This is a genomic window from Streptomyces sp. 1-11 (assembly GCF_007176755.1).
In the GTDB taxonomy this organism is placed as follows: domain Bacteria; phylum Actinomycetota; class Actinomycetes; order Streptomycetales; family Streptomycetaceae; genus Streptomyces.
On record NZ_BJTV01000003.1, the window covers coordinates 292,600 to 314,618 of the forward strand.

The following is a 22,019-nucleotide window of genomic DNA, read 5'->3' on the forward strand; positions in this document are numbered from 1 at the left end:
GGAAAGGTCAGGTTCTGACCGTGAGGTGGAGCCAGGAGCTCCAGGTGGACAGGTTGGCGGTGTCCGTCTTGCCGTGCACGTACTCGGTGCGGACGCGGAAGCGGTGGCCCGTGGCGTTGGTGAGGGTCAGCTTCGTCACCGCGGTGCTGTGCGCGTCGAGGGCGAAGCAGCCCGACGTGGTGAGCGTGTGCCAGGCGCCGCCGTAGTGCTCCTGGGCCTGGAAGCGCTGGCACTGGCCGGGCTTGGCGGGCGTCACGGTCGCGGTCACCTGCGGCTTCACCGTGTGGTGGTAGACGCGGTAGGTGGTGCCGCCGTACGTGGTGCTCGTGTAGTAGCCGCTGAGCTTCCCGGTGACCTTCGCGTAGGCGGAGACGGCGCGGGCCGCGGTCGCCGGGGCGTAGCGGTAGTCGCCGGCGTAGGACGCCGTGAAGGTGGTGCCACGGCTGAGCCGGTACGTCGCCGACAGGTTGCCCTTGCCGTCCACCGTGCCGGTCTTCAGCAGGGTCTTGGCGCCGCCGCCGGGCTGGGCGTACAGCGAGACCGTGCGGCCGTTGTACGTGGTGCCGAGGTGGGCGGTGACGGTGGCCGTCGCGCCGTACGCGTACGTGGACGCGCCGGTCGAGACGGTCAGGGCCGTCCTGGCCCGGGAGACCTGGACGATCGCGGAGGCGGTGGCCGCCTGGTGGGAGGCGTCCCCGGGGTAGCCGACCGTGTAGGTGGCGGGGCCGCCGACGGTCGGTGTGTCCTCGACGGTGAGCGTGCCGTCGGTGCCCACGGGCGCGGTCCAGGTCACGGGCGTCGTGGTGTGCGCGGCGTCCGTGCGGGAGACGGTGACCTTCTCACCCGCGGTGTAGGGCGCGTCGTCGAGCGAGCCGGTGAAGGACAGGGCGGCGGCGCGGGCGGCGGTGCCGGGCGCCTTCAGCGTCAGCGCCGGGGCGTACGGCGAGACCTGCACGGACGCGTCGGAGGACGTCGGCTGGTGCGTGAAGTCCCCCGCGTACGACAGGTGGTAGGTGAACCTGCCGGAGGCGCCGGGGGCGTCCCGGACGGTGAACTCGGTGGTGGCCGGGTCCACCGGGACCGGCGGGAGGTCCTCGGTGTCCTGGGTGTCCTCGTTCGTCCTGGACACCTGGACGGTGGTGCCCTGCGGCAGGCTGCCGAGGCCGAACTGGCTGGTGAGCGAGCCGGTGAAGGCCACCGCGTGCGGCGACGCCGAGCTGATCTCCGGGAACGGGATGCTGGTGGCCAGCCGCGCCACGTGCACCGTCAGCGAGGCCGAAGCGGCCCGGTGCGCGGCGTCGCCCGCGTAGCTCACCTGGTAGGTGTACGCGCCCTCCTCCGGCCGGGTGTCGCCGATGGTGAACGATCCGTCGGCGCCGACCCGGGCGTCGGGCAGCGCCGTGCCGTCGCGGGTGACCTGGAGCGGGGCGCCGGCGGGGACGGCGCCCCCGGTGCTCAGCGACCCGGTGACCGTGTACTGCTCGGTGGGGACCGCGTACCCGGGGTGGGTCAGCGAGAGCTCGGTGTCGGTGAGCTTGGCGCCGCCGAGCACGTTGAGGGCGTAGGCGCCCGCGGAGTCCCGGGTGACGGCGTAGAGGGTCGCCCCGTCGGCTCCCCAGGCCAGCCCGTCCGGGGCCAGGGTGCCGGACGGGAAGGTGAGGTGGTTCTCCGCGACGGTCTTCGAGCCGGCGTACACGTAGACCCCGGCGCCGGAGCCGGCCGAGCTGCCCACGGCGATCGTCCCGTCGGCGTCGGCCGCGAGGGAGTTGGGGCCGGAGTACATCCCGCCGGCGTAGTACACGGCGGGATCGGCGGGGCTCAGGTCCGAGGTGCCGTAGACGTGCGGGGCCGGCTGCTGGACGGCGGCGAGCAGGACCCGCCCGCCGTCGCCGGTGACCTGGAAACCGGTCGCCGTGCCGCCGTACACCTCGGTGTCCGCCCTGACCGACGCGGTCGGGGCGGAGACGTCGAAGGTGGCCACGTGGCTGAGGTTGCCCTGCGGCTCCTCGGCCGCGAGCACTCCGCCGCCGGCGGCGAGCAGGGGCGCGACCGCCCACTGCGACATCGACGGCTGCCCGGTCGCGACCGGGTCGGCGGCCGACGGGTCCACGGAGCCGATGGCCCCCTTGCCGCCGGCCGTGTGCCCGTACCAGACCCGGCCGCCCGCCACCGCGACGGAGACCGGGGCGCTGCCGGCGCCGGTCGGCCAGCGGGTGGACTCGCTGAGGTTCGCCGTGTCGACGGCGGCGACGGCGTCCCCGTCGGCCAGGGCCGCGAAGAGGGTGCCGCCGTCGGCCGACAGGGCCAGGCCGGTGGCGCCCTGCTCACCGGTGATGGTGGTGACCGGGGCGCCGTTCAGGTCGGTCACCACGATGCCGTCCGAACCGGCGCCCTGGCTGAGGAAGATGTGCCGGTGGGCGGTGTCCACCAGCATGTGGGAGTAGTGGGCCAGCGGCAGCGGCGCGGTGCCGTCGGCCTGGGCGGCGGCTCCGGTGAGGCCCACGGTGGCAGTGGTCAGCCCCGCGACGACCGATATCGCCGTCGTGAGCGGGACCCGCTTGTGCATGGTGTTCCTCGGCTCGGGTGGAGTAGTGGATCAGGTCCGGACGATAGCGCCCGGCGCCGACAGCCCCGGGCGGCACGGCTCAGGCCATCCAGAAGAAGACCGCCGTCATCCGCTTCCGCGCCTGCTCGCGGCCGAAGTAACCCGTCGCGCTGTGCACCAGGTTGGCGTTGTACAGGAGCAGCCGGTTGTACCGGTGCGGGACGCGGACGTCCTCCTCGAAGGCGTCGGCGGCCACGAAGCGGGTGCCCAGCGCCTCTACGAGGTTGTTGTGCGGCGCCTGGACGACGTTGCCGCCGAGCCGGCCGCCGGGCAGGGACTGGCGGTAGAAGCTGGTGCCGCAGTCCCTGGGCCCGTCCGGGTTGAGGTACAGCACGGCCGCGTACCGGCACAGCGCGCGCGAGTCGGTGTGCGGGCGGGGCTCGCTCTCGCCCTCGCCGACCACCTGTACGCAGTTGTGGTTCAGGGTGCCGCCGCCCGGGGCCTGCTGGACCCACAGCCTCCCGGCCCCGGTCGCCTGCCGCACCAGCCGTTCCACGCGGGCGAGTTCCGGGGCTTGAAGGCCGGGCATGGCGCGCAGTCCGGGCCAGGTCTCGGCGGTGTACGGATAACCCCTGGTCCAGTCGTCCCGGGCCAGGCACCGCTCGCGTACGGCGCCGGGGTCGGGGAGGACGTCGTCCAGCACCCAGTAGTCACGGCCCCTGGTGGGCTTGCGGTAGGGCAGCACGGGCAGCGCGGCGGGCGTCCCGGGGGACGGCGGTGGGGGCATGCCGCGAATCTAGGACCGCCCCCGGTCTGCCTTCTCCCGGCGGAGGGTCAACCTTCGCCCAACCGTTTGCCATCTACATCTATCGATCGCCAACGGATCGCAATCACCGGGCGCCGGCGCCCCGCGCGGGAACCGCTCGGAGGGTCGCCGGGCCCCGCCGCCGGAACCGCGCGGAGTTTTTGCCCTCGGCACAGAGACGATCGGCCTCCGCGTCCGTACTGCTGTGCGTCCGAACTGCCCGCGTAGCGAAGGGGGCAGGCTCCACGACCGGGCAGGAGGCACGGTGCGCTTTTCGCGGAACGCGACGGGAACTCTCTTCGTGGGCGGTGCGATGGCCCTGACACTCGGCGCGCTCGCCTACCCGAGCATGCTCGGCCTGAACACCGTCTCCACGTCCCAGACACGGATCATCGCCCAGACCCAGTGGGGGCCGCTCACCGAGGGCGACCGGGACTTCGTGGTCAGGGTGCGGGCCGCCGGCCTGTGGGAGTACCCGCTCGGCCAGATCGGGCTGCAGAAGGGCGCCTCCAAGGGCGTCCTGGAGGCCAGCAAGCACCTGGTCGACGGGCACGCCGCACTGGACGCGAGCTGCCGCAAGATCGCGCCGATGCTGAACATCACCCTGCCCAACGTGGCCAGCCCCCAGCAGGAGGGCTTCGTCACCCAGCTCAAGGCGGAGAGCGGCAAGGCGTTCGACACCGACTTCGCCAACATCCTGCGGATGACGCACGGCTCCATCTTCAACTCGATCGCCAAGATCCGCTCCACCACCAAGAACTCGCTGGTGCGCGCCCTCGCGGACCAGGCGAACGACACCGTGCTGGACCACATGACGGTGATGGAGAAGACCGGCCTGGTCGACTTCGACCAGACCATCTTCCAGCAGACGACCCCGCCGAAGCTGCCCTCCGACAACCTCACCCCGCCCCCGCCGCCCGCGGGCCAGCCGGAGGTGGTGCTCACCCCGCCGCCGAACGCCACCTCCACCCCGCTGAACCTCAGCGGCCTGACCGGCGACGGCGGCGGCTCCGGCGGCAACGCCCCGGCGCCCACGCCCACTCCGACCGTGGGCTAGGTGTATTGATCACGAGGGCTCCCGCCGGATCCCCTAGCCCAGCCACACCGTGGTGTCCGGCGGGAGCGACCCGGCCGCCGGGAGCGGGGTGCTGGCGAGCAGCACCTCGCCCGGCGGCAGCGGCACGGGCCGGCCGGTGAGGTTGGTGACGCAGCGCCAGGTGTCGGTGCGGGCGAAGTCGAGGACGCCGGCCGGGGCGCCGGGCGTCCAGGTCAGCGCCTCGCCCTCCAGCAGCTTGCGGCGCAGCCGCAGCGCGGTGCGGTACAGCCCCAGGGTGGAGCCCTCGGCGCCGGCCTGCGCCGCCACGGCGTACGCGGCGAAGGACTCCGGCTGCGGCAGCCAGGCGGCCCCCGGGCCGAAGCCGTACGACGGCCCGTCCGGCGTCCAGGGCAGCGGCACCCGGCAGCCGTCGCGGCCCTTGCGGACGCGGCCGGTCTGCTCCCAGATCGGGTCCTGCAGCACCTCGGTGGGCAGGTCGGCGACCTCGGGCAGGCCGAGTTCCTCGCCCTGGTAGACGTACGCGGAGCCGGGCAGCGCCAGCATCAGCAGGGTCGCGGCCCGGGCCCGGCGCAGACCGGCCTCCGGGTCGACGGCGGGGGCCCTGCCGCCGGACAGCAGCCAGGCGTTCTCGTCGGTGCCGGGCGGCAGCAGCAGCCGGGAGGCGTGCCGTACGACGTCGTGGTTGGAGAGCACCCAGGTGGCCGAGGCGCCTGCGGTGCGGGCGGTGGCGAGCGAGCCGGCGATGACCTCCCGCAGCTCATCGGCGTCCCATCCGGCCTGCAGGTACTCGAAGTTGAATGCCTGGCCCAGCTCGTCGGAGCGGGCGTACAGCGCGCGGCGGCCGCCGGGGACCCAGGCCTCGGCGACCGCGGTGCGGGGCGGGGTGTAGGCGTCGAAGATCTTGCGCCAGTCCCGGTAGATCTCGTGGACCTCGTCGCGGTCCCAGTACGGATGGCTGCCGGGCGCCACCCGCAGCAGGGCCTCCTCGCCGGTCGCGCCGACGCCGCCGACGTCCCGGAGCGGTTCGGTGAGGTCCTTGGCCAGGCCATGCGCGACGTCGACGCGGAAGCCGTCGACACCGCGGTCGGACCAGAACCGCAGCGTGGTGCGGAAGTCGGCGCGCACCTCCTCGTTCTCCCAGTTCAGGTCGGGCTGTTCGGGCGCGAAGAGGTGCAGGTACCACTCGCCGTCGGCGGTCCGCCGCCAGGCGCTGCCGCCGAACACCGACTGCCAGTCCGTGGGCGGCAGTTCGCCATGGGCGCCGCGGCCGGGCCGGAAGACGTAGCGGTCCCGGGCGGCGGAACCGGGGCCGGCCCGCAGGGCCTCCTGGAACCAGGGGTGCCGGTCCGAGGTGTGGTTGGGGACGATGTCGACGACGACCTTCAGGCCGAGCCGGTGCGCCTCGGCCGCCAGGGCGTCGAAGTCGTCCAGGGTGCCGAGCCGGGGGTCGACGCCCCGGGGGTCGGCGACGTCGTAGCCGCCGTCGGCCAGTTCGGAGGGGTAGAAGGGGCTCAGCCACAGGGCGTCCACGCCGAGCGTGGCGAGGTGGTCCAGGCGCTGGGTGACGCCCCGGAGGTCGCCGAGCCCGTCGCCGTCGGCGTCGGCGAAGCTGCGCGGATACACCTGGTAGACGACGGCCTGGCGCCACCAGTCGGGGTTCCGGGACGAGAGGTCTGCCATGCGGGCTCCCTTCGGGAAGACGACAGTACAGAGACTGTCCACATTGCCCGGAAAGGGAACCTTCGGGTGCTGGGGGGAGGATCCTTCCCCGTGTGATGGAGTTGTGACGGCCCCATGAACGATCCCTGGATTCGCGCAGGTTGACAGGTTTCGGCAGGGCCGATCACCATGGCCTCACACTGTGGCGCATGTGACCAATGGGCCGCGTGTCTCTCTGACTTCTTTCGCTCACTCGAGCTTCTGCGATGGGATATCCATGTCCATAGCCAGACGTGTCACCGCGCGCCGCCTGCTGGGGACGGGCGCCGCGTCGCTCGCCCTGTGCGCCGCCTCGGTCGCCGCCGCCTCCGGCGCCTGGGCCCACGGCGGGCACGGCGGTGACGGCTGGAAGACCGGCGGCCACTACACGCCCGGCACCGGCGCGGGCACCGAGACCGTCACCGACCGCTGCCAGTTCTCGCTGGACGGCGTGAACTTCTTCGACTCGGTGAAGGTGGACGACCAGAACCTCCGGCCGACCGAGGACGGCAAGGTCCACATCAAGGTCCGGGCCGCCGGGGACGCGGCCGGCTGCACCGCCTCCCTCGCCTCCTACCTCGCCCACGGCGCGAGCTTCGCCACCTCCGGCGAGCAGGTCTTCGTCGACTTCGACACGGTGAACCTCAAGCCGGGCGCGACCGACTCCCTCGACATCGCGGTCCCGGACGCGGGCTGCTTCGCGCAGATCGACCTCTACCGTGGCGCGGTCAAGTTCGACGGCAGGACCGACGCGAACGACGGCTTCGAGCACGGGGACCTGCCCAAGGGCCCGGACCACCCGGTCATCAAGGACAAGCTGATCGCGGCCTGGAACGGCGGCACGAAGGACTGCACCGGCGCCGAGGAGTCGCAGTCCCCGTCGCCCAGCGCCCCCGCCGAGGAGACGGGCACGCCCACGCCGGGCGCCTCGGAGTCCTCCACGACGCCGTCCCCGGCGGCCACGGAGTCCGCGCCCGCCCCGTCCGCCTCCGAGTCCGCGCCCGCGCCGTCCGCCTCCGAGTCGCAGGCCGGCTCCGCTCCCACGCCGAACGGCGGCGGTGACACCGGTGGCGACCTCGCGGAGACCGGTGGCGGCGGCAACTCGGGCCTGATCGCGGGCGGGGCCGCCGTGCTGGTCGCCGGCGGCGCCGCGTTCGTGCTCCTCGCCCGCCGCAAGCGGGGCGCCCAGAGCTGACCGCTCCCCGCGGGACACGCTCCGCGGGGCACGCCCACAGGGCCGAGCGCCCGCCACGACCCCCGTCACCCGAAGCGGCCGCAAGGCCCACGGGCGGCGGGGGTCGTCGTGCTGGGCGGGCCTGACCGGCGGCGCGGGCGGCCGCTCCCCGGGAAGCGGCACGAGCGCGACGGCGGGCGGCCCGGCCTCCGGGGAGCGGCGCGGGCACTGCGGCGCGCGGGTGGGCAACGCCGTCCGGCGGAGCGCCCGCCACGACCCCCGTCGCCCGAAGCGGGCGGTCCCGGTCCCCCGGCCGGCGCCTCAGCCCGCCGTTCCCCGAGGTCCCTCGACGGTCTCCAGGTACAGCTTCACGTACCGGTCCACGTCCACCTGCAACGCCACGTCCACCAGGGCCTGTTCGCGGGCGCCCTCGTGGATCTCGGACTCGCCGGGGCGGGGGCGGCGGTCGACCAGCGTCTGCCCGCGGGCCGGGCCGGGGGCCAGGGAGACCTCGACCGGCAGGAGGCGGGTGGCGATGCCCGCCGGATCGGCGACCGCGCACACCGCGCCCGCGTCACCCAGTCCGCCCGCCTCCTCGGCCTCCGGCTCGCCGCCCTGCGCGGTGGGCCGGTGGGCGAGGAGTTCCCCGGCCAGCCGGGTGCCCGGGTCGGCGGCGGAGCGCAGCCGGTGCACATCGGCGCCGGGCACGACGACCCGCATGAACACGTCCAGTCCGTACATGGTGATCGGCACCCCGGCGGTGAGCAGCACCGCCGCCGCCTCGGGGTCGTGCCAGACGTTGAACTCCGCCACCGGGGTGGCGTTTCCGGTGGCGACCGCGCCGCCCATGAACACGATCCGCTCGATGTTGCGGGTCACCTCCGGGTGGGTGCGCAGCAGCAGGGCGATGTTGGTGAGCGGGGCCGTGGGCACGAGGGTGACCGGGCGGGGGGAGGCCAGGATCTCCCGGCGGAGCAGGCTCACGGCGTCCACGTCGGCCGGGGCGCGCCTGGGCGCGGGCAGGCCCAGGTCGCCCATGCCGTCCGCACCGTGCACGTGCCGGGCCGGCCGGGCCGGCTCGATCAGCGGGCGCTCGGCGCCGCGCGCCACCGGGATGTCGGGGGCGCCGGCCTGCTCCAGCACGGTCAGGGTGTTGCGGACCACCCCGTCCACGTCCGTGTTCCCGGCCACGCAGGTGACGGCCCGCAGGTCCAGCCCCGGATGGCGGACGGCGAACAGCAGGGCCAGGGCGTCGTCGACGCCGGTGTCACAGTCGATGATCACAGGAATACCGGACTGCCCGGTCACGACGGTCTCCTTCCCCCCACCCGGGGAACGCACCACGAAAGCCCCCTCAGCCTACGGCCGCCCGGCGTGCCCGGCCGCGCGGCGGCAGCCCGGAGCCGGGCGCGGGCGAGGGCCCCTCACCCGGACGGCCCGGAGCGCTGGTGGGCCGGTGGCAGCGGTGGTGGCGTGAGAGGTGGCACCACCACCGGCCCGCCCAGGAGGCCCCCCGATGACCGCCGCGATACGCACCCGCGCCCTCCCGCTCGCCGCTCTCGCGGCCGGCCTCCCCGCCCTCTCCGGCTGCGCGGCCCTCGGTCTGGAGCACCCGCCGACCGCGGAGCAGCCGCTGCCCACCGTGGCCGCGGCCTCGCCCACACCGAAGGCGTCCGGCGGCGCCGGGGTCCTGCTCAGCGACGATCAGGCCCGGGCCGCGCTCCTCACGCAGAACGACCTCGGCGCCCCGTGGACGGCCACGGGCGGGGCGGCCACCTGGCGCGACGGTCTGCTGAAGGCGTCGACCACGACGGCGGAGTGCCAGCGCCTGCTCGACGCGCTCTACACCGACGAACTCCTCGGCGCCCCCGCACGGGCCGCCGTCGGCCTGGACGACCCCGACACCGACGCCCAGCTCCGCTACCAGATCGGCGCCCGCCGCCCGGCGGACGTCGACGCCGCCCTCGCCTGGCTGCGCACGATGCCGGAGCGGTGCGCCCGGTTCACCGCCACCACGCAGAACGGCCTGGTGGAGGACGTCCAGGTGCAGGAGGCTCCGCTGCCGGAGGTCGGTGACGCGCGCCAGGGCCTGCGGCTCAGCCTCTACACCACGACGTCCGACAACCAGGACGTCACCCTCACCATGGACGTGGCCGCCGTCCGCGTCGGGCAGGACAGCCTCGCCCTCACCAACGGCGGCCTGGGCGACGTGCCGAACGAGGCGACCCAGGCCGCGGTCCAGGTCGGCGCGCTGCGCCTGGCGGCCGTGCGCAAGCAGGGCCGGGCCGAGGTCTGAGGCACCCCGGGCACCCCGGGCACCCGAAGGCCAGCCGGCCCGCCCCGCCGGAAGGGGTCACAGCGGGGGCTGGGCCGGGGCCGGGCCGAGGGTGGTGGTGCCGGGGGCGGTGCGGTGGCCCAGGCCGGTGCGGTAGGCGTCGAGGGCCGCCTCGACCCGGCCGGTACGGCGCAGCAGGTCGCCCAGCAGACGGCACAGGTCGGCGAGGTCACCGGCCGCACCGGCCCGTTCCAGCAGGCTGAGGGCGCGGACGTAGTGCTCCTCGGCCGCCTCGGTGTCGCGGGCGTCCTCGGCGATGATGCCGAGGAGGCGGTGCGCGGCGGCCGCGTGGACGGCGCCGCGCTCGGAGGAGAAGTCGCCGAGGACCCCGTTCAGCAGCTCGGCCGCCTCGGCGGACTCGCCCCGCCGGTGCAGCACGTCGGCGAGTTCGACGGCGGCCTGGCTGCGGTAGAGCGCCGCCCGGGTCTGGGAGAGCATGGTGAGGGCCTGGCGCAGCTCCGCCTCCGCGCGGTCCAGCTCGCCGTTCTGGGCGCAGACGTAGCCGCGCATCCAGTGGCAGTTGGCGAGTTCGGTGCGCAACTGGAGCTGCCGGTTCAGCTCGGCCGCCTTGGCCAGGGAGGCGTCCGCCTCGGCGAGGCGGCCCTCGGCGAGCAGGGTGCGGGCGACCGAGCGGTGCATGCGGGCGACCAGCGCGGGGTCGGCCACCTGCGGGGCGAGCGCGAGGGCGAACTCGGCGGCCTGCGCGGCGCGGGCGTGGGCGCCCATGTCCATGTACGGGCCGATGACACCGGCGTACAGGAGCAGCAGGGCGTCCGGGTCGTGCAGGCCGCCGCGGTTCAGCTCGTCGAGCGCGGACTCCAGGAGGTAGACGGCGTAACGGAGTTCGCCGGCGAGGTAGTGGGAGACCGCACGGCCGCGCACGGCCGGCACCCGGGCGGGCAGCGACTCACCGGCCAGGCGTTCCTCGGCCCGCTCGAAGTGCTCACGGGCCCGTTCCAGCTCTCCCGCCTGCAGGGCGGTCTCTCCGAGCCCGAGCAGCGCGGTGGCCTGCTCGGCGGGCAGCCCGTGGGTCTCCGCCTCGGCGAGCAGCCCGGTGTACCGGGTGGCCGCGTCCTCGCAGTCGCCGTCGGCGAGGGCGCGCTGGGCCTCGGCCAGCCGCAGCCGCAGGGCGGTGGCCAGGTGGGCGGGCCGGCCGACGGCGAGTTCCTCGAAGGCGACCCCGAGCCGGCCCGCGATGTGCCGCAGCGCCTCGTCGGAGGCGCGGACCCGGCCCGCCTCCAGGGTGGAGATGTAGGCGGGTGTGTAGGCGGGCTCCGCCAACTGCCGCTGGGTCAGGCCCCGTTCGGTGCGCAGTTGCTGTACGCGCCGCCCCACGACCTGCGGATCGTCTCGTTCCGGCATCGTCCCGCCGCCCCCAACTCGCCTGCCAGCCCTTGCCGTTAGCCCACGGCTGCCTCTAGGTTAAACGGCGGATTAAGCATGTTTAACAAGCCGCTGTCGTAGCGAGGTCGCCGTGCCCGGACGTACATCCGAACCCTACGGACGCCCCGTCGCACCGGCACCCGTCCGGCTCCGCCCGGGCGGCCGGACACCCACCGCCCGCGGAGTGGCCGCGGCCGTGCTCGCCGTCGCGGCGCTGGTCACGGCGGCCAACGTGGGACCGGCCAGGGGGGCCGACCTCCCGCCGGACCCGCCGGCCGTGGGCCAGACCCTGCCCTGACATCCCCGCACTCCCGAACAGCCGCAGTATCCAACCGAGTTCGTCAACCCCTTCGAAGGTTGTACGGCAGTGGCATATCTCACCAGCCACCCCAACTCATCCAGTCACGCCGATAATGTGTGCGATCCGGTGCAGCCGGAGACGCGGCAGGCGCCGTCGTCGGGGTGGGAAGGCAGAGGATGACGCTGGACGCACAGGCGCGGCCGGACGGCCACGGCGGGCACGACGAGGGCCACGGGGACGGCCGCGAGGACGACGACACCTCCGGCAGACCGCGCCGCTGGCGGCGGATACTGCGCTGGTCGGCCCTGGCCCTGGCGGTCCTCCTGTTCGGGGGCGCGGGCGCCGGCTACCTCTACTACGAGCACCTCAACGGCAACATCACCAAGGCCAGGCTGAACCTCGGCGACTCCGCGCCGCCCCAGGCGGCGCCGAACGCCGCGGGCCAGACCCCGCTGAACATCCTGCTGATCGGCTCGGACAGCCGGAACAGCGCGGCGGACCTGAAGCTCGGCGGCTCCAAGGCCGACGTGGGCCGCCCGCCGCTCGCGGACGTCCAGATGCTGCTGCACGTCTCGGCCGACCGCAGCAACATGTCCGTGGTCAGCCTGCCGCGCGACACGATGATCCCCGTCCCCAGGTGCACCGGCGCCGACGACGGCAAGGTGTACGGCGCGCTCACCCTGGCCATGGCCAACGAGTCGCTGGGCCGCGGCGGCCCGGGCTGCACGGTCGCCACCTGGCAGAAGCTCACTGGCATCCGCGTCGACCACTTCATGATGGTCGACTTCTCCGGTGTGGTCGCGATGGCCGACGCCATCGGCGGCGTCCCGGTGTGCGTCAAGGAGAACGTCTGGTCGCACACCGCCGAGGGCCACGGCTCGGGCCTGAAGCTGAAGGCGGGCACCACGTACGTCAAGGGCGAGCAGGCCCTGCAGTGGCTGCGCACCCGTTACGGCTTCGAGGACGGCACCGACGTCGGCCGCACCCACGCCCAGCACATGTACATGAACGCGATGGTCCGCCAGCTGCGCGCGAACGCGACCCTGGGCAACCCCGCCGAGATGCGCCGGCTCGCGGAGACCGCGACGAAGGCGCTCACGGTCGACGAGGGCCTCGGCACGGTCAAGAAGCTGTACGACCTGTCCACCGAACTGCAGAAGGTCCCCACCGAGCGGATCACGATGACGACCCTGCCCACCGTGCAGTGGTCCCAGGACCGCAACCGGCTGGTGCCCGCCGCGGAGGACGCCGACCAGCTCCTCGCCATGGTCCGCACCGACACCCCGCTCGACGGCAGGGCCGCGGCGCAGCTCACCGAGCAGGTGTCGGACGACCCCGCGGCCCCCGCCGGCACCCTCGCCGTGCGGGTCCGCAACGCCACCGGCACCGCCACCGAGGCCACCGTGCCGCGCCGGGCGGACGCGGTCGTCCGGGCGCTGCGCGCGAAGGGGTTCACCAAGGCGGAGGCGGGCGCCGCGGCCGCACCGGCGGCACGGACGCTTGTGCAGTACCCGGACCACCACCTGGAGGGCGACGCCCAGGCCGTGGCCAAGGCCCTCGGCATCCCGCTGACCCAGGTGCGCGTCTCCGCCGACGTCACGGGCGTCACCCTGACCGTGGGCGCCGACTGGCGCACCGGCGCCACCTATCCGAAGTCCGCGGCCCCGGCCAAGGCACCCGAGTCCGCCGCCGTCCTGAACGGCGACAAGACCGACGCCTGCATGCCGGTGCAGCCGGGTTTCACCTGGTGAGGCGGCTTCTCCGGGAAGAGGGAAACCCGGGGGCCAGCGGCACTCTCGTCGCACCGCCCTGCCGGCGGACGCGCGCCCGCTCCTCCTACTACGACTTCTCGTCCCACTACGACTTCTCGTCCGGCGACAACGTCAACTCGACGACGCACGGCGCCTGGAAGTACTTCGTCTTCACCGGCTGAGCAGGGTCAACCCGCCTGGAGCTGGCGCAGGTGCCGCTGGACGTTCTCCAGTGCGCCCCGGCGGCGGCCCGGTACCCGCAGCCTCAGCTCCGCGAGCGCGGGCCCGAGTTCACGGGCTCGCGCCGCGTCCTTCACACGGCTCCACTGGTGGTGCGCCCGGTCCACGGCAGCCTCCACGGCGGGCGCGTCCGGCGCCTGTCCCGCCGCCAGCCGCACCTGGGCCACCGCCAGCCAGGCCCGGCAGCTGCGTGCCGCGTCCCCGGCGAACATGGCGAGGTCCGCCCGGACCTCGGCCCAGTGCAGGGCCTCCCCGGAGGCGGGCCCGAAGGCGCGCACGGCGGCCTCCTCCTGCCGCGCGGCGAGCGAGTCGGCCTCGGCGTGCCGGCCGGCCCGGACGGCGCCGCTGATGGCCGCGTGCGGATCGCCCTGCGCGGCCGGCGGCGCGGCCACCGGGGCGCCCGGCGTGTACGGGCGGGGCATCACGGGCAGGTGGGCGGGCGCTTGGACGGGACCCCCGGGGCCGGCCAGCACCAGATCGCGTCCGGCGCCCTGCTCGGTGAGCCGGGCCAGCGCCTGCTCGTGCAACCGGGCGAGCGGTGGCCGGTGCCCACTGCGCAGCAGCGTCGCCACCGCCTTCATGTACGCCGGCTCGGCCGGGCCCCGTCCCCTGGCCGGGGGCGCGATCCGGCCGTAGACCGCGGTCGTGCGCCCGGAGTCCAGGGGGTGCTCGGCCAGCCGGCGCCAGGTCTCCGCGTCCGCGTGCAGGTCCACCAGGAGCGCGGTGTCGGCGGCGGAGCGCAGCCGCAGCTCCTCCCGGATCCAGTCCCAGGGCAGGGCCGTGTAGCGGACGGTCGCCGGGGTGGTGCGGGCCAGCGCGAGGTGGGGCCGGCGCTGACGCCGGTCCAGGTGGAGCTGTCCGGTGACGTAGACGGTGAGCGGCCCGGGCGCGGCCGCGGCGGCGCGCAGCCGGGTGAGGACGGCCTGCGGTTCGAGCGGGTCGGCGAGCTCGACCACGTTCGCGGTGTCGGTGCCGGACAGCACCGCGGGGGCGACCGCGGCCAGGACGGGCAGCACGCCGGCCGCGTCCACCAGACGCCCCCGGCCCAGCGGCGAGGCCGCGAGCAGCAGCACGGTTCCGGGCATCGTCCCTCCCCTGTGGATCGCCCCTGTGGCTCGCCTACAGCCAGCACCGTAGCCGCTGCTGCTGCAAAGGGTCGGCTCAGGACCGCAAACGTCCCTGTTCGGGTTGTTCGGGTGCCCGCCGGACCGCGAACGCCGTGGTGTCGTCCTCCAGATGGCCGCGGGTGTGTGCGAGCACGCCGTCGCGGACCCGGCGCACGAGGCGGTGCGGTTCGGCCCGGCGCGGGTCGGCCGCGACCGCCCGGGCCACCTCGGGGACGAGCGGGTAGAACTCCCCGGCCTCGTTCCGGGCCTCGGTCACCCCGTCGGTCACCATCAGCAGGGTCTCCTCGCGGCCGAACCGCACCCGGTGCAGCGGCGGGCGGCTGCCCGTCAGGTCGCCGAGCCCGAGCGGCAGGCCGTCCCCGGCCGGCAGCTCGCGCACCCCGTCCGGGCCGACCGCGAGCGGCGGCTCGTGGCCGAAGTTGATCAGCTCGACGGTCTCCGGGGCGTCGTCGGGGAAGCCGAGCAGCACGGCGGTGGAGAAGCGGTCGCCGTCGTCGGCGCCCAGCGCGATGCGGTGCATGCGGTGCCGTGTCATACGGGTCTCCAGCCGCTCGGCGACGACCGCCAGATCCGCCTCGTGGTAGGCGGACTCGCGGAAGGTGCCGAGCAGCGCGGCGGCCGTCTCCACCGCGCCGAGCCCCTTGCCCTGGACGTCCCCGACGAGGACCCGGGTGCCGTGCGGGCCGGGCTGGATGTCGTAGTAGTCGCCGCCGACCCGGGCGTCCACGTCGGCGGCCAGGTAGACGCCCGCGTGCTCCAGCCCGCCGAAGTCCGGTGGCAGCCTGCGCAGCACGGTGCGGCGGGTGGTGTCGGCGATGTCCCGCATGTGCAGCATCTGCCGCTCCCTGCGCACCCGCGCGATGGAGGCCAGGGTGGCGAGGGCGCCGCCGAGGGCGACCAGCAGGAAGTCCGGGAGTCCCGCCCGGTGCTCGCTGGGCCAGACGCGGTCCACGGCGACGTACGTGACCAGCGAAAGCACCGCGTACCCGGCGGTCGTCCACGCCCCGCAGACGGCCGCGGCCGTGCCCGGGACCAGCACGATCCAGGAGACGATCCGGAACCACTGCCCCGTCTCCAGGTCCAGCACGGTGATACCGGCGAGCAGCAGCAGAGGCAGCAGCTGCAGCGCGGTCCGCCCGAGTGACCACAGCGGCTGCCGCCGGCGCCGGGACTCCACTTGTGTCACGGCGGGCAGCGCTCCATGCCGTTCAGCGAAACACGGGATCACCACGGCCGCATCCGGGCACCCGGCCCGTCCGGCCGACTTGCCGGGCCGTCCCCCCAGGTGTGCCCTGGAGAGCGGGGGCGAGGAGCGAGAGGAGTGCTCTCATGGCTCATGCGGCACCCGCACCCGGCGGAATGCCCCAGCGGACGACGACGCCCCGGCCCGGCGGCCGGGACACCGGCGCGGTCCGCCGGCTGCCCGACGTCTTCAGCGAGCGGACCCACGCGGTCGCGCGGTGGGCGCTGCCCATCGTGCTCGGTGTGGTCTACGGCTACTGGGCGGCCGCCAACACCCGCTACGGCGGTCCCATCACCGGCTGGAACGTGCTGTTCGGCGTGGTGACGGGCGTCGTCTTCTTCGCCGTCTTCCGGGCCCTGGAGTCCTACGCCGTACGACGCCGGCGCGAGGTGCACGCGGTGCTGTGGGCGGCCTTCACGGGCATCGCCGTCGGCTTCCTTTACAGCCTGAGCGGGCGCGGCCACGGCGTGCTGGAGTCCGCGGTGCTGGCCCTGGCGGTCGCCGTGCCCACGTTCGTGGTGCTGTTCTACCGCTACTACACGCACGAGGACGCCGCGGGCCACCGCATCCGGTGACGGCCGGGGCCGCCCGCGCGCGCGGGCGGGCGGGCGGGCTGTGGACACGTACCGCGCGCCGTGCGGCACCGCGTCCGCCGGCGCGCGGTGAGCGCGCGGGCCCCGACCGGTGCGCGGTGAGCACGCGGGCCCCGGCCGGGCGATCCGGCCGGGGCCTGCGCCGGCCGTCGTGCCCGCGCCGTCACCGGTCGCCGGACCCGCGCACGCCGCTGTGCCCGCCGCCCTGACCGGTCGCCGGACCCGCGCACGCCGCTGTGCCCGCCGCCCTCACCAGTCGCCGGACCCGCGCGCCCCGCTGTACCCGCCGCCCTCACCAGTCGCCGGACCCGCGTCGCGGCGGCTCTCCCCGGCGCCGGTGCGCACCCGCCCGGGTGAACCCGCCGCCGGAAGCGCGGTCACCCGGATCCCGGCGGCGGGCGGCCCGGCTGGCCCGTTCGGTGGACTCCGTCCCCCGAATGCAGTCGTCCCGCTCGCGCGCCCGGGCACGCGGCTCTTGCCTTGAAGGGTGCCCCCACGCCTCAGGAGCGCCCTGTCGGCCGCCCTGATCGCCGTGTCCTGCCTCCTCGTGCCGTTCGGCGCGCTGGCGGCCTGGGCGGCGTACGGACTAGCCGACACGGGCCGGTACGTCACCGCGATGGCCCCGCTCGCCGCCGACCCCGACGTGCGGGAAGCCGTCGCGGACACCGTCGGGGACGGCATCCTGCGCGAGGTGGACCAGCGGATGCACGTGCGCCCGCTGGAGGGCTCGGTCACCCCGTTCGTGCACGACGCGGTGCGCTCCTTCACCCAGACCCGGGCCTTCCGGATCGCCTGGGACACCGGCAACCGGGTCACCCACGACGCCGTCCTGCGCGCCCTGCGCGAGGACGCGGGATCCGGCGCGGCGGACGCCGGCCCCGTCACCGTCGACCTCGCCCCCGTCACCGCCCAGGTCAAGCAGCAGCTCGCCGACGACCACATCACACTCGCCGAGCGCATCCCGGTCGAGCACACCGTGGTGCCGGTGCTCGAGGCGCACGAGGTGGCCCCGCTGCGGAAAGGATTCCACGTGCTCGAAGTCGCCGGTTTCTGGTGCCCGGTCGCGGCCGTCGTCTTCGCGGTCGCCGGAATCGCCCTGGCGGTCCACCGCCGGCGCGCGATCGTGGCGACCGCGCTGGGCACGGCCCTGGGCGGCGGGCTGCTCGCCCTCGCCCTCGTCGTCGGCCGCGGCCTCACCCTCGACGGCCTGGCCGACGGCGTGTCCCGCCCGGCCGCGGGAGCGGTCTACGACGCCCTGACCGGCACCCTGCGCACGGCCTCCTGGCTGCTGATCGGCCTCGGCCTCGCGGTCGCCCTCGCCGCTCTGCTCACCCGCCGGCTGCGGTCGTCCCGTCCCGCGCGACGCCGGCGAGGGTCCGCAGCGCCCACGCCAGCCGATGCTCCGGAGCCGAGCCGAGCCCGAGTCTGACCGCGTCCGGCGTACGGCTCGGGTCCACCCGGAAGGCCGTGCCCGGGGTCACCGCGATCCCGTGCGCCCGGGCCGCCGCGGTGAAGGTGTCCGCCCGCCAGGGCGCGGGCAGCCGCCACCAGGCGAAGTAGGCGGCCGGGTCGGACCGTACGGCGAAGCCGGCCAGCTCCTCGGCGACCAGCCGCTGCCTGCGGGCGGCGTCCCGCCGCTTGGCGTCGACCAGCCGCGCCACGGTCCCGTCGCCGATCCACCGTACGGCCGCCTCCAGCGCGAAGGAACCCGCGCTCCAGCCGCCGGACCTGATCGCGCGCGCCACCGCCTCCGCCCGCCCGGCCGGCACCGCGGCGAACCCCGCCGTGAGCCCTGGCGCGACCCGCTTGGACAGCCCGTCGACCAGGTGCACGAGGTCCGGGGCCAGGGCGGCCAGCGGCGGCGGTCCGGCCGGTCGCAGGAAGGACCAGATCCGGTCCTCCACGACCGGTATCCCCAGGCTGTGGACGACGTCGGCCAGCCGGGCCCGGCGCTCGGCGTCCATGGTCAGCGAGGTCGGGTTGTGCAGGGTCGGCTGGAGGTAGAGGGCGGACAGCGGGGCGGTGCGGTGGGCCGCCGCGACCGACTCGGCGAGCGGTCCGCCGTCGTCGGCCGCGAGCGGGACGAGGACGCAGCCGAGCCGGCCCGCGATCTCCTTGACCAGCGGATACGTCAGCGGCTCCACACCGACCCGGCCGCCCGGCCGGACCAGGGAGGCGAGGGTGGCGGCGATGGCCTGGCGGGCGTTGCCGGTGAAGAGCAGCCCCGCCGGGTCGGGCCGCCAGCCGTCCGTGGCCAGCAGCGCGCCGACCGCCTCCCGGGCGGCCTCGGTGCCGGCGGCCGCGGCGGGCCGCAGCGCCCCGGTCAGCGCGTCCGGCCGCAGCAGCGACGCGAGCGCGGGGGCCAGCAGCTCCGACTGGCCGGGCGCCGACGGGTAGTTCAGCTCCAGGTTCACGGGCGTGGCCGCGGACGCCTCGGTCAGCGACCGGCCCGGCTGCCCGTCCGGCTCGGCGGCCCGCACGAACGTGCCGCGCCCGACCTCGCCCACCACCAGCCCCCGGCGCACGAGTTCGGCGTACACCCGGCCCGCCGTCGAGGCGGCGATCCCGTGCCGCCTGGCGAACGCCCGCTGCGGCGGCAGCCGTTGTCCCGGCCGGAGCCGCCCGGAGCCGATGTCGGCGGTGATCCGGTCGGCGATGCGCCGGCAGTCCTCCACAAGTCCCCCTGTCGGCAGTCGCCTTGGATTGCACCGAGGGCAAAGATTTTATTGCACCGAGAAGACGGGGAACCCTAGGGTCGATCACATGCCCCCCTTCCTCGCATACGATGACAAAAACCTCGGAACCTCCGCCCGCACCCCGCTCGTGCTCGTCCACGGCCACCCCTTCGACCGCACGATGTGGGCTCCGCAACTGGCCTCGTTCGCAGACGGGCGCCGGGTGATCGCCCCCGACCTGCGCGGCTACGGCGCCTCCCCGGTGACCCCCGGCACCGTCCCGCTCTCCCGCCACGCCCGAGACATCGAGGAACTGCTCGGCTTCCTGGAGGTGGACGCCTTCGTCCTGGCCGGGCTGTCGATGGGCGGCCAGATCGCCATGGAGTGCTGCGCCCGCCTCGGCGACCGCGTACGGGGCCTGGTCCTCGCGGACACCTTCCCCGACCCCGAGACACCAGAGGGCAGGCGGGCCCGCACCGCCCTGGCCGGCCGGCTGCTCGCCGAGGGCATGCGCGGCTACGCCGACGAGGTCCTGGAGAAGATGGTCGCCCCCTACGCCGACCCCCAGGTCAAGGCCCATGTGCACGGCATGATGACGGCCACCTCCCCGGAGGGCGCCGCGGCCTCCCTGCGCGGCCGCGCCGAACGCCCCGACTACCGCCCGCTGCTGACCCGCGTCACCGTTCCGGCACTGGTCGTGGTGGGCGCCGACGACACCTTCACCCCGGTCGCCGACGCGCGGGCCATGCACGCGCTGCTGCCCGACTCCACCCTGCACGTGTCCGAGGGCGCTGCCCACATGCCGAACCTGGAGCGGCCCGAGGAGTTCAACGAGGTGCTGGGACGGTTCCTGGCCCGGCTGGACGCGGCGCCCACAGGCCCCACCGGGTGACCGTCACCCCGGCCGACGCCGCCCCCGGCTGTCGCAGGGACCGAAAAGCAACCTCGGGCCGCTAACCTTACGTGTCCGTCCTGGCCAGGGATTAACGGGTACCAACTCACGCAAAGGGTTGCGCACATGGGCATTCTCACTCTCCTGCGGAACGCATTCGGCCGGGGGCGCAAGGCGCGCACCGCCGAAGCAGAGGGTGCGGACCGACGTCCGTCGCAGGAACCGGAGCCGACGACCACCACCGACCCGGCCCCTACCGCCCAGGTCCCCGAGCCCCGCACCTCGTCCCCCGACGAGCACGAACTGGTCTCGGCCGCCTTCGACAACATCACGGTCCCCCACCAGGCCACCGACCGCGCCCCGGAACCCGAACTCGTCCTCGACCTCACCCCGGAACCGGCCCCCGAGCCGGAGCCGACAGAGGCAGCAGCCGAGGCCACCGAGGCAGCGGCCCAGGCCGAGACGGCAGCGAAGGCGGAAGCGACGACCGAGCCGGAGCCGACACCTCAGCCGGCCACCGACCCCGCCCCGACCGAACCCAAGCCCAACCCGACAGCCGAGGCCGAGCCGAAGACCGAGGCCACGCCGGAGGCAGAGGCCGAGGCAGAGGCAGAGGCCGAGGCAGAGGCAGAGGCCGAGCCTGAGGCGGAGGCCACGCCGGAGGCAGCAGCGGCAGAGACCGAGCCGGACGAAGCCAAGGCGGAACCGAAGGCCAAGGCCAAGGCCGAGCCTGAGGCGGAGGCCACGCCTGAGGCAGCAGAGGCAGAGCCGAGCGAAGCCGAGGCGGAGCCGAAGGCCGAGGCCGAGCCCGAGGCGGACGCGAGCGAGGCGAAGCCGAACGAGGCGACTGACGCAGACCCGGCGGCGGAAGCGAAGGCTGAGGCCGAGCCGGAGCCGGAGCCGGAGCCGGAGGTTAAGGCCGAGACCGAAGCCGAGGCGAAGCCCGAGCCCGAGCCCGAGGCTGAGCCGGAGCCCGAGCCCGAGGCGAAGCCCGAAGCCAAGCCGGAGCCCGAGGCAAAAGCTGAATCGAAGGCCGAGCCGGAGGTGAAGCCCGAGCCCGAGGCGAAGGCCGAGGCCAAGCCGGCCCCCGAGACGACGCCAGAGCCCGTGGCAGAGCCCGAGCCGACCCCGCAGTCCGTCTCGGAACCGGCCAAGGCGGCCACGGAGCCGGAGCTCCCCGCATCGACGCCGACGCAGGCCGAGGCGGAGCCGAAGGCCTCCACCCCCGAGCCGCAAGCCGCCGACGGCGAGGACACCCCACAGGCGTCACCCGCACCCGACAACGAGAGCCGCACGGGTGGTGCGGGTGGGAACGATCCCGCCGAAGGCGAAGCCGAGGCGACCGAGCCGCAGGCACCCTCCGCCGAAACAACTCCGGCACCCCCCGCCGAATCAACCCCGGCACCCGAACCCGCAACCCCCCTCACCAAAATCAACTCCCGCACCCCCTCCCTCACCACCGCCTACAACGCAGCCACCACCACCCTCGAAAAGCACAACCTCACCGGCACCCGAGCGAAGCTCTACCTCGTCCTCGACCGCTCCGCGAGCATGCGCCCGTACTACAAGGACGGCTCCGCCCAGGCCCTCGCCGACCAGACCCTCGCCCTCGCCGCGCACCTCGACCCCGAGGCCACGGTCCACGTCGTCCTCTTCTCCACCGAGATCGACGGCACCACCGACCTCACCCTCGCCGAGGGCCACGAGACGAAGATCGACGACATCCACGCGAGCCTCGGCCGCATGGGCCGTACCAGCTACCACGCCGCCGTGGAAGCCGTACTCGCCCACCACGAGAAGAACAACGAAGCCGGTACCCCCGTCCTGGTGGTCTTCCAGACGGACGGCGCCCCCGACGCCAAGACCCCCGCGACCCAGTCCCTCACCGAGGCCGCGAAGAAGCACCCCGGCGTCTTCTTCTCCTTCGTCGCCTTCGGCGAGCACGACAACAAGGCCTTCGACTACCTGCGCAAACTGAAGACCGACAACACGTCCTTCTTCCACGCCGGCCCCACCCCCCGCGAGCTCACGGACACCGAGCTCTACGAGGGCCTGCTGGCGGCCTGGCGCCCGTAACACCCGGTAGCAAAGCACAACGCGCCGGCACGACGGATGCCGCCCGCTTCTCACCCCGCAAAACGGGAGGCGGGCGGCATACACATGTCGGCTACGATTTCAAGGTTCGCAAAACAACCCGACC

The 22,019-nt window shown here is 74.7% G+C and carries 18 protein-coding genes; 10 read left to right on the top strand and 8 right to left on the bottom strand.

The window, feature by feature from the left end:
• Positions 1–7: 7 nt before the first annotated feature.
• Both TNCT1_RS08400 and TNCT1_RS08405 read right to left on the bottom strand, forming a co-directional pair.
• Positions 8–2,566, bottom strand: a complete 2,559-nt coding sequence (locus TNCT1_RS08400) for a hypothetical protein (protein ID WP_143630009.1) — start codon at positions 2,564–2,566, stop codon at positions 8–10.
• Positions 2,567–2,645: 79 nt separating this feature from the next.
• The gene (locus tag TNCT1_RS08405; RefSeq protein WP_143630012.1) at positions 2,646–3,332 is read right to left on the bottom strand and encodes a DUF6445 family protein; all 687 of its coding nucleotides are present in this window, start codon (positions 3,330–3,332) and stop codon (positions 2,646–2,648) included.
• Positions 3,333–3,663: 331 nt separating this feature from the next.
• Here TNCT1_RS08405 and TNCT1_RS08410 point away from each other — a divergent pair, with 331 nt between their 5' ends.
• Complete coding sequence (locus TNCT1_RS08410) at positions 3,664–4,407, top strand: DUF4142 domain-containing protein (protein WP_235902426.1); 744 nt, start codon at positions 3,664–3,666, stop codon at positions 4,405–4,407.
• A 33-nt stretch (positions 4,408–4,440) separates the two neighbouring features.
• Here the strand turns inward: TNCT1_RS08410 and TNCT1_RS08415 are convergent, their stop codons facing one another.
• Positions 4,441–6,087 (bottom strand): glycoside hydrolase family 13 protein, encoded by a 1,647-nt coding sequence (locus tag TNCT1_RS08415; protein WP_143630014.1) that lies wholly within the window; start codon positions 6,085–6,087, stop codon positions 4,441–4,443.
• 256 nt (positions 6,088–6,343) lie between these two features.
• Here TNCT1_RS08415 and TNCT1_RS08420 point away from each other — a divergent pair, with 256 nt between their 5' ends.
• Complete coding sequence (locus tag TNCT1_RS08420) at positions 6,344–7,300, top strand: LAETG motif-containing sortase-dependent surface protein (protein ID WP_143630016.1); 957 nt, start codon at positions 6,344–6,346, stop codon at positions 7,298–7,300.
• A gap of 300 nt (positions 7,301–7,600) precedes the next feature.
• Here TNCT1_RS08420 and TNCT1_RS08425 read toward each other — a convergent pair whose 3' ends face one another.
• Positions 7,601–8,587, bottom strand: a complete 987-nt coding sequence (locus tag TNCT1_RS08425; RefSeq protein ID WP_143630018.1) for a nucleoside hydrolase — start codon at positions 8,585–8,587, stop codon at positions 7,601–7,603.
• Positions 8,588–8,795: 208 nt separating this feature from the next.
• Between TNCT1_RS08425 and TNCT1_RS08430 the strand changes: the two genes are divergently transcribed.
• The gene (locus TNCT1_RS08430) at positions 8,796–9,575 is read left to right on the top strand and encodes a hypothetical protein (protein ID WP_143630020.1); all 780 of its coding nucleotides are present in this window, start codon (positions 8,796–8,798) and stop codon (positions 9,573–9,575) included.
• 57 nt (positions 9,576–9,632) lie between these two features.
• On the opposite strand, the gene TNCT1_RS08435 is transcribed toward TNCT1_RS08430, so the two are convergent.
• Complete coding sequence (locus TNCT1_RS08435; protein ID WP_143630022.1) at positions 9,633–10,976, bottom strand: helix-turn-helix transcriptional regulator; 1,344 nt, start codon at positions 10,974–10,976, stop codon at positions 9,633–9,635.
• Between the two features lie 112 nt (positions 10,977–11,088).
• Here TNCT1_RS08435 and TNCT1_RS35960 point away from each other — a divergent pair, with 112 nt between their 5' ends.
• The 3 genes from TNCT1_RS35960 (at position 11,089) to TNCT1_RS08445 (ending at position 13,231) form a co-directional block, all read left to right on the top strand.
• Positions 11,089–11,295 (top strand): hypothetical protein, encoded by a 207-nt coding sequence (locus TNCT1_RS35960; RefSeq protein WP_216856604.1) that lies wholly within the window; start codon positions 11,089–11,091, stop codon positions 11,293–11,295.
• A gap of 179 nt (positions 11,296–11,474) precedes the next feature.
• Positions 11,475–13,049, top strand: coding sequence for an LCP family protein (locus TNCT1_RS08440; protein ID WP_143630025.1), 1,575 nt, complete (start codon positions 11,475–11,477; stop codon positions 13,047–13,049).
• Entirely contained in the window at positions 13,046–13,231 is a 186-nt protein-coding gene (locus tag TNCT1_RS08445) for a hypothetical protein (protein ID WP_143630027.1), read from the top strand. Before TNCT1_RS08440 ends, TNCT1_RS08445 begins: the two co-directional genes overlap by 4 nt.
• A gap of 6 nt (positions 13,232–13,237) precedes the next feature.
• Here the strand turns inward: TNCT1_RS08445 and TNCT1_RS08450 are convergent, their stop codons facing one another.
• On the bottom strand, positions 13,238–14,374 hold the full coding sequence (locus TNCT1_RS08450; RefSeq protein WP_143630028.1) for a hypothetical protein: 1,137 nt from the start codon (positions 14,372–14,374) through the stop codon (positions 13,238–13,240).
• A gap of 76 nt (positions 14,375–14,450) precedes the next feature.
• Positions 14,451–15,602: a PP2C family protein-serine/threonine phosphatase gene (locus TNCT1_RS08455; RefSeq protein ID WP_143630030.1), complete on the bottom strand. Its 1,152-nt coding sequence runs from the start codon at positions 15,600–15,602 to the stop codon at positions 14,451–14,453.
• A gap of 143 nt (positions 15,603–15,745) precedes the next feature.
• On the opposite strand from TNCT1_RS08455, the gene TNCT1_RS08460 reads away from it, so the two are divergent.
• Positions 15,746–16,234 carry a hypothetical protein gene (locus TNCT1_RS08460; protein ID WP_174266197.1) on the top strand — a complete coding sequence of 163 codons (489 nt, stop codon included), beginning with the start codon at positions 15,746–15,748 and terminating at the stop codon, positions 16,232–16,234.
• Between the two features lie 505 nt (positions 16,235–16,739).
• The gene (locus TNCT1_RS08465) at positions 16,740–17,681 is read left to right on the top strand and encodes a hypothetical protein (protein WP_143630032.1); all 942 of its coding nucleotides are present in this window, start codon (positions 16,740–16,742) and stop codon (positions 17,679–17,681) included.
• On the opposite strand, the gene TNCT1_RS08470 is transcribed toward TNCT1_RS08465, so the two are convergent.
• Complete coding sequence (locus tag TNCT1_RS08470; RefSeq protein WP_143630034.1) at positions 17,581–18,927, bottom strand: PLP-dependent aminotransferase family protein; 1,347 nt, start codon at positions 18,925–18,927, stop codon at positions 17,581–17,583. The two genes, TNCT1_RS08465 and TNCT1_RS08470, sit on opposite strands and share 101 nt — an antisense overlap.
• An 88-nt stretch (positions 18,928–19,015) precedes the next feature.
• Here TNCT1_RS08470 and TNCT1_RS08475 point away from each other — a divergent pair, with 88 nt between their 5' ends.
• Together TNCT1_RS08475 and TNCT1_RS08480 are read left to right on the top strand one after the other, a co-directional pair.
• Positions 19,016–19,819 (top strand): alpha/beta fold hydrolase, encoded by an 804-nt coding sequence (locus TNCT1_RS08475; protein WP_143630036.1) that lies wholly within the window; start codon positions 19,016–19,018, stop codon positions 19,817–19,819.
• A 126-nt stretch (positions 19,820–19,945) separates the two neighbouring features.
• The gene (locus TNCT1_RS08480; protein ID WP_143630038.1) at positions 19,946–21,895 is read left to right on the top strand and encodes a VWA domain-containing protein; all 1,950 of its coding nucleotides are present in this window, start codon (positions 19,946–19,948) and stop codon (positions 21,893–21,895) included.
• Positions 21,896–22,019: the final 124 nt, after the last annotated feature.

Coding starts and splice junctions, on each gene's coding strand:
- TNCT1_RS08405 (WP_143630012.1), bottom strand. CDS start 3,332: ATGCCCCCACCGCCGTCCCCCGGGACGCCCGCCGCGCTGCCCGTGCTG.
- TNCT1_RS08435 (WP_143630022.1), bottom strand. CDS start 10,976: ATGCCGGAACGAGACGATCCGCAGGTCGTGGGGCGGCGCGTACAGCAA.
- TNCT1_RS08415 (WP_143630014.1), bottom strand. CDS start 6,087: ATGGCAGACCTCTCGTCCCGGAACCCCGACTGGTGGCGCCAGGCCGTC.
- TNCT1_RS08410 (WP_235902426.1), top strand. CDS start 3,664: ATGGCCCTGACACTCGGCGCGCTCGCCTACCCGAGCATGCTCGGCCTG.
- TNCT1_RS08450 (WP_143630028.1), bottom strand. CDS start 14,374: ATGCCCGGAACCGTGCTGCTGCTCGCGGCCTCGCCGCTGGGCCGGGGG.
- TNCT1_RS08430 (WP_143630020.1), top strand. CDS start 8,796: ATGACCGCCGCGATACGCACCCGCGCCCTCCCGCTCGCCGCTCTCGCG.
- TNCT1_RS08420 (WP_143630016.1), top strand. CDS start 6,344: ATGTCCATAGCCAGACGTGTCACCGCGCGCCGCCTGCTGGGGACGGGC.
- TNCT1_RS08440 (WP_143630025.1), top strand. CDS start 11,475: ATGACGCTGGACGCACAGGCGCGGCCGGACGGCCACGGCGGGCACGAC.
- TNCT1_RS08460 (WP_174266197.1), top strand. CDS start 15,746: ATGGCTCATGCGGCACCCGCACCCGGCGGAATGCCCCAGCGGACGACG.
- TNCT1_RS08475 (WP_143630036.1), top strand. CDS start 19,016: ATGCCCCCCTTCCTCGCATACGATGACAAAAACCTCGGAACCTCCGCC.
- TNCT1_RS08480 (WP_143630038.1), top strand. CDS start 19,946: ATGGGCATTCTCACTCTCCTGCGGAACGCATTCGGCCGGGGGCGCAAG.
- TNCT1_RS08400 (WP_143630009.1), bottom strand. CDS start 2,566: ATGCACAAGCGGGTCCCGCTCACGACGGCGATATCGGTCGTCGCGGGG.